This window comes from Acinetobacter vivianii (assembly GCF_014635885.1).
In the GTDB taxonomy this organism is placed as follows: domain Bacteria; phylum Pseudomonadota; class Gammaproteobacteria; order Pseudomonadales; family Moraxellaceae; genus Acinetobacter; species Acinetobacter vivianii.
On the sequence record NZ_BMDR01000001.1, the window covers coordinates 689040 to 700937 of the forward strand.

General features: G+C 41.9%; 12 protein-coding genes. 4 read left to right on the forward strand and 8 right to left on the reverse strand.

Annotation, left to right across the window (positions count from 1 at the left end; all coding sequences use genetic code 11):
- Positions 1-57 precede the first annotated feature (57 nt).
- Entirely contained in the window at positions 58-330 is a 273-nt protein-coding gene (locus IEV36_RS03305) for a YeaC family protein (RefSeq protein WP_004772572.1), read from the reverse strand.
- Complete coding sequence (locus IEV36_RS03310) at positions 327-1235, reverse strand: NAD(+) kinase (RefSeq protein ID WP_032810682.1); 909 nt, start codon at positions 1233-1235, stop codon at positions 327-329. Before IEV36_RS03310 ends, IEV36_RS03305 begins: the two co-directional genes overlap by 4 nt.
- A gap of 234 nt (positions 1236-1469) precedes the next feature.
- Here IEV36_RS03310 and mrcB point away from each other — a divergent pair, with 234 nt between their 5' ends.
- Positions 1470-3884, forward strand: coding sequence for a penicillin-binding protein 1B (gene mrcB / locus IEV36_RS03315; RefSeq protein ID WP_005257983.1), 2415 nt, complete (start codon positions 1470-1472; stop codon positions 3882-3884).
- 21 nt (positions 3885-3905) lie between these two features.
- Complete coding sequence (locus IEV36_RS03320) at positions 3906-4451, forward strand: hypothetical protein (RefSeq protein WP_004772576.1); 546 nt, start codon at positions 3906-3908, stop codon at positions 4449-4451.
- 2 nt (positions 4452-4453) lie between these two features.
- Here IEV36_RS03320 and IEV36_RS03325 read toward each other — a convergent pair whose 3' ends face one another.
- A complete protein-coding gene (locus IEV36_RS03325; protein ID WP_005257985.1) occupies positions 4454-5365 on the reverse strand; it encodes an NUDIX domain-containing protein in 912 nt (303 codons plus the stop codon).
- A gap of 176 nt (positions 5366-5541) precedes the next feature.
- Here IEV36_RS03325 and hemP point away from each other — a divergent pair, with 176 nt between their 5' ends.
- Positions 5542-5712: a hemin uptake protein HemP gene (gene hemP / locus IEV36_RS03330; RefSeq protein WP_004661888.1), complete on the forward strand. Its 171-nt coding sequence runs from the start codon at positions 5542-5544 to the stop codon at positions 5710-5712.
- Positions 5713-5800: 88 nt separating this feature from the next.
- On the opposite strand, the gene IEV36_RS03335 is transcribed toward hemP, so the two are convergent.
- The 5 genes from IEV36_RS03335 to tsaA form a co-directional block, all read right to left on the reverse strand.
- Positions 5801-7132, reverse strand: coding sequence for a sensor histidine kinase (locus tag IEV36_RS03335; protein ID WP_005257987.1), 1332 nt, complete (start codon positions 7130-7132; stop codon positions 5801-5803).
- Position 7133: 1 nt separating this feature from the next.
- Positions 7134-7796: a response regulator transcription factor gene (locus tag IEV36_RS03340; RefSeq protein ID WP_005257989.1), complete on the reverse strand. Its 663-nt coding sequence runs from the start codon at positions 7794-7796 to the stop codon at positions 7134-7136.
- A 100-nt stretch (positions 7797-7896) separates the two neighbouring features.
- Positions 7897-8262, reverse strand: coding sequence for a NirD/YgiW/YdeI family stress tolerance protein (locus IEV36_RS03345; protein WP_005257991.1), 366 nt, complete (start codon positions 8260-8262; stop codon positions 7897-7899).
- 87 nt (positions 8263-8349) lie between these two features.
- Positions 8350-10128, reverse strand: coding sequence for a type IV pilus assembly ATPase TfpB (gene tfpB / locus IEV36_RS03350; RefSeq protein ID WP_005257992.1), 1779 nt, complete (start codon positions 10126-10128; stop codon positions 8350-8352).
- 48 nt (positions 10129-10176) lie between these two features.
- Positions 10177-10890, reverse strand: a complete 714-nt coding sequence (gene tsaA, locus IEV36_RS03355; protein ID WP_171068032.1) for a tRNA (N6-threonylcarbamoyladenosine(37)-N6)-methyltransferase TrmO — start codon at positions 10888-10890, stop codon at positions 10177-10179.
- 118 nt (positions 10891-11008) lie between these two features.
- Between tsaA and IEV36_RS03360 the strand changes: the two genes are divergently transcribed.
- On the forward strand, positions 11009-11788 hold the full coding sequence (locus IEV36_RS03360) for a ferredoxin--NADP reductase (protein ID WP_004772583.1): 780 nt from the start codon (positions 11009-11011) through the stop codon (positions 11786-11788).
- Positions 11789-11898: the final 110 nt, after the last annotated feature.

Consider the following 11898-nt stretch of genomic DNA (forward strand, 5'->3'; position numbering starts at 1 on the left):
TGATGACATTTTTAATGAAAATAAAAAAAGCCCAGTGATCACTGAGCTTTTTTAAATTTAAACAAACCGAATTGGCTTAAATTCAGGTTCATTTTTGTGATGATCATCATCACATTCCTCACCTTCTTCTTTAGTACCACGGTCGATATAACCACTGCGCTGTTCTTTTGGTAAATTTTCCATTTCCCATGCGTAAACTGCTTGCATACAGATTTCACGCTGCTCTTTGGTCAATACAACACCATTTGGCCATTTGCCAATTTCAACAGCTGTACGAAGACGCTCAACAATTTCAGGATTTAAAATAGCGAGCATTTGTTCAATATTCATGAGTCATCCTGTTGAAAAGATTCAAAATCTTGATTCCACCCTAACTTGGTACGACATGCCATATAGAAGTCATAACCTGGTGGATGTAATAAGCTTAGTTTAAACGGATGTTTGCGGATATGCACCGTGTCGCCGACATTTAATGCAACACTATGTTGTCCGTCAGCACTAACCATAGGCAAAACACGATTTTCACGAATGGTAATCTTGATTTCGCTTTGCCCACCCACCACGATAGGACGTGATGACAAGGTATGCGGATGCATCGGAACCAGTGCAATCGCATCCATACTTGGATGCAAGATCGGCCCGCCGCCTGACAGCGCATAAGCAGTTGAACCCGTTGGTGTAGAAACAATCAAACCGTCACTATGCTGACGATAGACATATTGCCCATCAATATTCAGTTCAAAATCGATCATATGCACCGATTTTCCTGAGTGCAACACCACATCGTTCAATGCAATCGCATCATAAATGGTTTCACCATTGGTACGGACTTCCATTTCCAGTAAGAAACGGCGATCTAACTGAAACTGACCTTGTAATACCTGATCCAGCTTAAAAATAGCTTCAGCTGGCTTGATGTCAGTTAAAAAGCCGAGTCGACCACGGTTAATACCGAGCACTGGCGTATTATGTCTAACCAAAGCTCGCGCTGCGTGTAATAGTGAACCATCACCGCCCACCACAATCACTAAATCTACGACTTCACCCAGCAAGTTACGGCTCACGGTCTGCCCATGACTATAGGGGACAAGTTTCGCTGTTTCCTGATCAAAAACGGGGTTTAAACCTAAATTGATCAAATGATCATGAATTAAACATAACGTTTCTACTACAGAATACTTGTCTGGTCGTCCAATGAGACCAATATTTCGAAAAGATTTATGTGAAATTTGCACGAATAATTCAGCTCCGTCGCGATTACTGACTATCATATCATTAACAACCAATGTTGCGTTGATGATTGATTAAAAAGTATAAAAATGTCTATCCGTTGTTTTTTTATACCTTTAATGTCAACACATTCTTAATCTTTTTATTGCATGTTGCTATTTATTCACAGTTTTATGATTGCAAAATGACAATAAGCTATCGCATCATTACCGTCATTGTTTTGGTTTTAACGCAAATCTATGAAGTTTGAACGTGGTATTGGTTTTCTAGCACTCATTTTCTCAATGTTAGTGATAGGTGTCTTTGTTGCCTTTAGTATCTATCTGATCCGACTGGATAATATTATTCGTGACAAGTTTGAAGGTCAGCGTTGGGACATCCCTGCCAAGGTGTTTGCACGCCCATTGGAAATCTATGCCAATGCACCGATTACTCAGGATAATTTTACGCAAGAGTTAAAATTACTTGGGTATAAGAATACGGCTAACTACGATAAGTCTGGTAGCTATGTGGTTCAAGGCAATCAGATGTATGTACACACCCGTGGTTTTGACTATGGTGATAGTACTGAGCCTGAACAAGTACTGGAACTGGCTTTTGCCAATGGTGAAGTGAGTGAGGTTCGCTCAACCAAACCCTCAAATACAGGGATTGCACGTTTAGAACCTTTATTGATTGGTGGTATTTATCCGCAACATAATGAAGACCGCGTTCTCATTAAATTGAATAAAGTACCAAAAACCCTGATCGAAGCTCTGATCTCGACGGAAGATCGTAACTTCTATCATCATCATGGTCTTTCGATTCGTGGTACTGCCCGTGCTGTCGTGAGTAATGTGACAGGTGGCCGTCGTCAAGGTGGTTCAACCTTAACGCAGCAGTTGGTCAAGAACTTCTATCTTTCACCTGAAAAAACGCTGAAACGTAAAGTCAATGAAGCACTTATGGCGCTATTGATTGAATTACATTACAGCAAAGATGAGATTCTGGAAGCTTACTTAAATGAAGTGAATTTAGGTCAAAATGGTAGCTATTCTATTAATGGTTACGGCTTGGCTTCACAGTTTTACTTCGGTCTGCCATTGCGTGAATTGAATATTTCACAACAGGCATTTCTGGTTGGCCTAGTTCAAGGCCCTTCTCTTTATAATCCATGGCGTAATCCAGAATCGGCGAAGAAACGTCGTGATGTTGTACTAAACAACATGAAAGTGATGGGTTATTTGACCGATGCAGAATATGAAGATGAAATTGCCCGTCCTTTAAATGTGGTCAGCAAGCCAACTTTAGGCCCTGCAAAATTCCCTGATTTCTTGGATATTGTGCGTCGTCAATTACGCACGGAATATCAGGAAAGTGATATTACCAATCAAGGTTTAAGAATTTTCACAACCCTTGATCCAATCGCACAAACTCAGGTACAGAATGCATTTAAGAGTACCGTCAGCCGTTTAGCCAATGCTAACCCGGGCCGTTTAAGAAACCTGCAAGGTGCTGTGCTGGTTGCCCACCCTGAAAATGGTGAACTGGTTGCAGCCGTAGGTTCAACACAGGACTTTACTGGTTTTAACCGTGCGCTTGATGCAAAACGTCAAGTGGGTTCTTTGCTTAAACCGATCATTTACTTGAACGCAATCGAGTCAGGCCGATACACATGGGCAAGCCCGATTGAAGATAGCGCAGTCAATATTCCAATTGATGGTGATAAGAGCTGGACACCGAAAAACTATAGCGGTGGTGAGCATGGTGTTATACCAATGCAACAAGCTTTGGCAAACTCATACAACTTATCCACTGTCCGTTTAGGAAATGAATTTGGTTTATCTGCATTTAGCAATAAATTAAGACAGTTTGGTGTGACATCAGATATTCCTGCCTACCCTTCGATCTATCTGGGCGCAGTAAATATGTCACCGATGGAAGTATTAAGCATCTATAGCAACTTTGCGACAGGTGGCTTTAAATATCCGCCTCGCTCTATCCGTACTGTGGTGGATGCCAAAGGACATTTACTGGAGCGTTATGGCTTAAATGTACAACAGACCATTGACCCTGCTGCAGCCTATATCCTGAACTTTGGCTTACAACAAGTAATGCGTTCTGGTACAGGTCGCTCTGCCTATAACAGCTTACCTGAATCATTAAATCTGGCGGGTAAATCTGGTACCACCAACGACACCCGAGATTCATGGTTCGCGGGTTATTCAGGCAATCATGTTGCAGTGGTGTGGTTAGGTCTCGATGACAATAAAGTCACAGGTTTAACAGGTTCATCAGGTGCACTTCCTGTCTGGACCAATGTGATGAAACAGCTTCGTCAAGAGCCTGTTAATCTGCGCCAGACCGATAATGTGCAATGGCAATGGATTGATAGCGCGAGTGGTGATTTATCTGCACAAGGCTGTGATGGTGCGATGTATATTCCATTACTCCGTCAAACCGTGCCACGTCGTGCAACCTTATGTGGTCAATCTCATTATGAAGTGGAACCAACCTATATTCCACAAACAGATGACACACAGAATGATGAGCATGAAGATAGCATTGGTAACTATATTCGTGAGAGTGAAAACCAGATGGATACAGATTTATCCAATCGTAGCCCTGCACGCGTTATTTCCAGCGGCAGCTATAACGGTAACGGTGAGAACTAAGCCTCAAAAGGATGATTGGACATGATGAAGAAAACAGCAGCGATTATCGGAATGCTTATACTGGCGGGTTGTACGACGGCACCTGAAAAAGCGCCAACCAAGACTTCGCCAACTCACCCACCGAAGAAAGTGACTCAACCTTCTTCTGGGGTGAAAATTACACCTTATGATCAAAAAGAGATTAAGCGTCAAAGCGTTCCTGTGGTTGTGCCTCAACAAAAGGTTCAGCAGAAGTTTAATGATGGTAGTCAGCTACCTGCATTTAAAACCTTGATGCAAAAAACGCAGGTCGCTTATAAACAGCAGCAACTTGCGGAAGCTGAACGTTATGCGCTTCAGGCGCAACGTATCGCACCACAAGCCACCGAAACTTATTTGTATTTGGCAATGATTGCTGATCAACGTAAAGAATATGCCAATGCAGAAGCATTGGCACGCCGTGGCCTCAGTTACGCGCAAAGCAATGCCATGAAAAAGCAGTTGTGGTTAATTATTCTTAAAGCCAGTGAAGCCCGCAATCATTCGGTGAAGGCCCAAGAAGCTCGTAGAGCCCTTCAGGCACTCTAATCCTAGTCAATTGCACTAAACTGACGAATCCCGGCAAGCCCATAAGCATGATGTTTTTGGGCTTGTTTTAATTCAGCAGGTGCAACACCACCTAAAGCAAACACAGGAATATCGCTTGTTCGAGCGAGTTCTTCAAAACCTTCCCAGCCCAATTCTTTCGCATTAGGATGCGTTTCTGTCGCCTGTACTGGACTTAACAAAACAGCATCACAACCAATATGATGGGCATGTTGCAAAGAGACAGCATCATGACAAGCGGCGACAAAGCGCTTCCCAATAACCAAGCCAGCTTTACTTAAATTCATCAACTGTGATTGCTTCAAGTGGATGGTTGAGATCTTATCGCGTAATTCAGCATCCAGTTCCTGCCACAGATCGATATTGATCATCAATTTCTGTAATTGCGCATCGCTCAACCTTAAAAGCTGCTGCTGGATCTGTCCAATATCAGCACAATCAGTACGCCAATATAAGAGCGCCTCTTGTTGCGGCAAAGCATCAATTTGTTCATTAATCTTGATCAGATGAGGCCAGATCAAACGTTGTAGAATGGCATCATTGGCCTTTGGAAAATTTAAATCTGCCAGTTGTTCACGTTTATACCATCCCCACGGTTGATGAATCAGATCAAGCAATTCATCGGGCACATAGGCATGGAATAAATGCAGATTCACAATAATGTCGTCATATTCATGACGGATCACATCAAAAACATGCCAGTCTTTTATACCAATCCCTACTTCTTCATAAATCTCACGGCGACAAGTCTGCTCTGGTGTTTCACCTGCTTCAACTTTTCCACCTGGAAACTCATGTTTATTGCCCTGATGCTGGTTGGCCTGTCGCCAGCCGACCAATACTTTGGTTTTGTGTAATAAAATTGCGATTGCAACATCAACAGTAGCTTTGGTCATAACAGACTAAAATCTCTCATCTTTTATCCCGATTCTAAGGAATTTAAACACGAATTCACATGACCAAAAACAAAATTAATCACTGATTTTGTAAATTCTTAAAATTTCCGTTGACAGGTCTATTCGATAATGATTATCATTTAAAACATTAAAGAACACACCACGGAGCATAACAAATGAACGCACCATTCAACCTATTTACTCGTAGTACAGATGCAGCTCAATCATTGCCAATGTTGCATTCAAACAACCTTTTTGCCTTGGGGCGCGAAATCCGCATTATGCATGCGGGCGAAGAATATCGTTTACGTCTAACGCGTAATAATCGTCTGATTTTAACGAAGTAATATAATAACAACCGCATAATAATAAACGTGGGAATAAGCAGTATGTCAGCGCATGCTGCTTTTTTTTATTTTTACTCATTCGAAAAATTTATGCAGGTAGCTGGATACTCACCTTGAGTCCGCCATAGCTGGATTGAGAAAACTTGATTTTGCCCTGATGCAGTTCAACAATTTTTTTACAAATCGATAAGCCTAATCCCGAACCTTGGGTTTTAGTTCCTAAGGCACGATAAAAACGCTCTCCCAATCGCTCTAGTATGTCGTTGTCCACGCCTTGTCCTTCATTTTCAATCACCAGCGCTATAGCATCTTGTTGCTGCTCCAAACTGATATAAATCTGTCCTTGCTCAATGCTATATCGGATCGCATTATCAATTATGTTTCGGATGCAGGTAAATATGAGTTGTTGATTGGCATGCAGCATATTTGATTGCTCTGTGATGTCTACATGGATTTGAATACGCTTTTCCTTAGCAAATAATGCCAATGCTTGTGTTGCTTCCTGCACCACCTCTTGTAAATCAAAATAAGTTTTGGGTAGATTTTCTGCATGCTCAGGATCTAGACGCGCCAACAGTAATAAATTTTCCAGTGTTTGAATTCCACGGTTCACATCTTGCTGCATCTGAACAAAATCACCAGCCCGTTCAGGATATTTACGCTGTAGTAACTGCAATCGCAATTGAATCGCTGATAAAGGTGAACGCAATTCATGCGATGCATCAGCAGTAAAACGCTGCTCTGCTAGTAAGGATTGTTTGAGACGCTGTAACAGTCGATTGAGCTGCCCCAACATTGGTTGCAATTCTTTGAGTTCGACATCTCCCGCTTGTATCGGGCTCAAATCATCTGCATTTTTTTCTGATATTTCTGAAGATAACTGATGAATCACTTTAAATTGTCGTTTAATCAGGAAATGTAGCATGATCCATTGCATCAGCCACACCAGCATTAAAATCAGTGCATAGCCTGCGAAACTATTCAGCAAGTCTTTAAAACGTTCTCCGAGCGGCTGTAAAATCAGTACTTGCATATGTGCATGCTCATCTTCGCCCGCATAACTCCGCCATAGCTGGCCTTGCTGCCAAATGATGCCATAGTCGCCATGAGTTGCTGCAATCAAGGTGTGATGCTGTGAATCAAGCTGAAAATCCGAGGACTGGGTTAAAACTTGCTGCGAATTGCTCAACTGGTATTGGATATCAAATTCATCACTCAGTTCATCGATTTGTTGCCCAGAGGTTTGGGTTAAATCCGTAATCAGCAACATATCTGAAATCTCGTCCATGATTTCATCTTGTACCTGCATGGTTTGATATACCGAAATCACGGCGAACAAAAGTAATGCCACACATCCAGCAATCATTGAACTTACTAAAGAAGTTTTAACCAGCTTGGTTTGTAATGACACCACTTTCATTCTATTCCCCTTGATGCATGCGATAGCCTAGACCACGAATGGTCTTGATATATTGCCCACCAATCTTTTTACGAATCTGATAAATAAACACCTCGATGGCATTACTTTCAATTTCATCGCCCCATGCATAGAGAGATTCTTCCAGTTGCTCCCGTGTCACAATATGCTCAGGTTTCTGCATCAGCTTATATAGAATCTGGAACTCTTTAGCGGTGAGATTGACGGCTTTACCGTCCTGAATCAAGGTCTTGGCTTGAGGATCAAGTTGTAAATTGGCAAAATGAAGATATTGACCCACTTGAGTCTGATGTTGACGTAATTGAGAACGAACCCGAGCTGATAATTCCTCCAGATTAAATGGCTTGACCAGATAATCATTGGCCCCCAGATCCAGTCCTTCTACCCGATCATGGATGTGATCTTTGGCAGTAATAAAAATAACGGGAGTTTTGGTGTTTTGTCGGCGAATGGTTTTAAGGATTTCATCGCCTGAAGCTTGTGGTAAGCCCCGATCCAGCAGGATACAGTCATATTGATGCTGTTCGGCTGCCAGAATCGCATGATCCCCCCGTTCCACCCAGTCAACGCTATAACCGTCCATTTCCAGCCAGGCTTTGATACTCTCCGCCTGTGAGGCATCATCTTCAGCCAATAAAATTCGCATAAAACAGCCCACTCTGTTGATCTTTCCCATAATCTTAAAATAAATCATAAACAAAAAACCACATGATGATCATGTGGTTTTTTTATTCGTCCATCAATCTTTAGAATTGAACCTGATCAACATCAACTTCAACACGTTTCGCTGGCTTATAGTCAATGTCGATTTCACCAATTAAGGTCACTGGTGTTTTTGCTGATACTGGCTTACCTTGCCATAAATCATCATCAATATCGACTGTCATTGAACCTGTCTGGTCACTAAACTGATATTTCTCATCACCTGTTGCTTTTACCACATAACCTTTCAATTTAACTGGCGTATCATCTTTCAGTGTCAAAGCCTGTTTGACTGTGGTGATTTGAGCTGGTGCCAATGCTTGCTGATTTACGGCAGTAGTATTCGCTACGGCAAAAGTAGTTGCTCCAACCAAGCCAGCAACAACTGCAAATTTAGATAATACGTTCATATGGTTTCCCCTCATCGTGGTTTCATCATTTCGATGGAGTTATTAAAACAAACCAAGATGAGGTGAATCTGAAGATGACGCTGTAGCTTAATTTAATGGCACCACGCGCAATACTTCTTCTAACGTGGTCACACCTTCAATCACTTTACGTGCACCCGCAATCCGCAATGGCTCAATTCCCTCTTTTTTCGCTTGCCCTTTCAAATCATTGAGTGTGCCATGCGCACTGATGATCGACTTGAGCTCCAGACTGACAGGCATAAATTCGTAAATACCGACACGGCCCTTATATCCGGTATGACGACATGCTTCACACCCCACCGCTTTATACATGCTGGTTGGCATATCCATCATATAATCAAAGGTTAGATGTTCCCATTCTTGCTCATTGATTGGCGTTTCCTGTTTACAATGTGGACAAAGACGACGAACTAGACGTTGAGCTAATACTCCCAGAATGGTTGCAGCGGTTAGGAATGGTTGCACGCCTAGATCATGTAAACGCGTCAGGCTCGACGGTGCATCATTGGTATGTAAGGTGGATAACACCAGATGCCCTGTTAATGCAGCCTGAATCGCCATATTTGCGGTGTCATGGTCACGAATCTCACCGACCATGATAATGTCAGGATCTTGACGCATTAAAGCCCGCACGCCATCTGCAAAGCCTAACTCAATATTTGGATTGACCTGCATCTGGTTAAAACTGGGTTCCAGCATTTCAATTGGATCTTCAATGGTACAGACATTGACCTGTTCGGTTGCCAGTTGCTTTAAAGATGAATACAAGGTGGTGGTCTTACCTGAACCTGTTGGCCCTGTAACCAAAATGATGCCATGACTGTGTTGCGTCAACTGCTGCCAGCTCTGTAATAAATGACCTTCAAAACCCAGTTGTTGGAAACTACGCACCAATACTTCTGGATCGAAAATACGCATCACTAGCTTTTCACCGAAAGCAGTCGGCAGAGTCGAAAGACGTAATTCAGTTTCCTGTCCTTTCGGCGTACGGGTTTTTAAACGTCCATCCTGCGGTTTACGCTTTTCCGCCACATTCATGCGACCTAAAATTTTAATACGGGAAATCACCGCCGTTAGTGTATTGGCAGGCATGTTATAGATAGTATGCAACACACCGTCGATACGGAAACGCACCTTACCTTTGTCTTTTCGTGGTTCCAGATGAATATCACTGGCACCTTGCTCAAACGCAAATTGCAGCACCCAGTCCACCAGTTTGACAATATGCTGGTCATTGGCATCAGGATTTTGTGTATCGCCTAACTGTAATAAAGCTTCAACGCCTTTATTTTCCCGGTCATAGATACTGGCATTTTGTGAGGAACTGACCGCACGGCTAACTTGATAATACTCAACAATATAGCGCTGTAACTGTTCAGGATTTAACAGCACCTTTTCAATCTTTCTAGGTGCCAGACTACGTTCCAGATTGTTCAACCATTCGGTGGTAAAAGGCTGATCGGTTCCGATCAAAATTCGGTCTGCCTGTACCTCCACCGCCAGAATATGATTTCTGACTGCAAATTCTTGCGACATGACACTGGTCAAGGCAGCTACATCGGCTTTAAGCGGATCAATGATAAATAAGGGAAGATCGGCTTTTTCAGCCAGCCATTGACACAAACGATTCAACGATAAGGTCATACCCGCATTCAGTTGGTCTTTTAAACTAAAATTGGCAATCCACTGCAAAGGATGCCATTTCAACTGATCTTTTTGGCGATGTGTAGTCTGAACCAGCAATTTATCCCGTTCAGTAATCCGACCATCTTTCAGTAGCTGTTCCAGACACCACGTCACATCAATCGTAAAAGAAAAGTTTGCGAATTTTGCCTGAGCTTGCATAACCGTTCATTCCCCAAATTTTTTAACGAAATTTATATTTTTAAAGTTTTAACTTTGTTCAACTGCAATAACGATGACATCCTGTTCATCGACCGTAAAACGCACATTCAACACTGCAAAGCACATTCCATACACGCGTTCAGCATCATTTTGATACGCAGGTCGAGGATCTAAAGATAACACTTGTTCAAGTTCATCGAATATCTTTTTATCCAAAATTCCCTGCTTTAATAACTGCTGCTGTTGCTGTTGTGCATTTTCCGACCAAACAACCGTTTTACGCTGCGGCTCTTCTTGTGCATATCCACTGATGGAATCAGCAATTGCATCCGAATATTGAATATACGGTTTGATGTCTAAAATTGGCGTCCCATCCAGTAAATCACTTCCCGTGACATAGACACGCACCGCTTTACCATGCTTTTCAACGCGTAAAAATTGCACGACCGATAAACCAATCGGAGATGGACGATACATACTTCGCGTCGCAAAAACGCCTATTTTCTGGTTACCTCCAAGTCTCGGAGGGCGTACTTGTGCACGAAATTTAGGCATTTGATTCAAGGTGTTATCCGATTTTTTATTCTCATGGAACTGCCACAGCAGCCATAAGTGGCTAAAATCTTCGATCCCCTCAAATGCCAGAATATCGCTATAAGCCTCCGTCATCTCTATATAAGACTCGACCTGCACCAGATTTGGCTGGCGTGGGATGCCGAATTTCTCACGGTAAGGCGAACGCATATGGCCAATAATTGGCATCACTACAGAATTGTTCATCACTTTTTCTTATAAACACAATTAAATATATTCAGTTTATCGAGAATGATTTTAGATTAGAATAGCGATCTGTTTCTTTTAACTGTGATCGAGACCTTTAATGGCTGCTTTTAACGTTGAACGCATTACTCATGTTCACCACTGGAATGACACACTTTTCAGTTTTAAAACTACACGCGACGTCAGCTTACGTTTTAAAAATGGTCAGTTTGTAATGATCGGCCTTGAAGTGAATGGTAAGCCTTTGATGCGTGCTTATTCGATCGCCAGTGCGAATTATGAAGAAGAGCTTGAATTCTTCTCTATTAAAGTACAAGACGGTCCATTAACTTCTATTTTACAAAAAGTACAAGTGGGCGACGAAATCCTTATTTCTAAAAAGCCTACAGGCACTTTAGTACACGACGATTTATTACCAGGTAAAAATTTATATCTTTTATCTTCTGGTACAGGCCTTGCACCATTCCTTTCTTTACTTCGTGATCCAGAAACTTACGAAAAATTTGAAAAAGTGATTATGGTTCACGGTACACGTTATGTGTCTGAACTTGCATACCAAGATTTAATCTTGAATGAACTTCCTAACCATGAATTCTTTGAAGAATTAGGAATCAAAGATAAGTTGATCTACTACCCAACCGTGACACGTGAACCGTTCCACACCCAAGGTCGTGTAACTACGGCAATTGAGACAGGCGAACTATTTGAAAAAATTGGTTTACCACGTTTTAACCGTGAAACTGACCGTGCCATGCTCTGTGGTAGCCCTGCGTTCTTGAAAGACGTTGCTGCATTGCTTGACCAACATGGTTTAGTTGAATCACCACGTATGGGCGTTATGGGTGATTATGTAATTGAACGCGCATTTGTTGAAAAATAATTTGAATAAATGCAAAAAGAACCGAGGCTAAAACCTCGGTTTTTTATTTTTAAGTTTTATAAAAATGTAATTTTATTTATATATACGTAATGATTGAAAAACTAAAATAA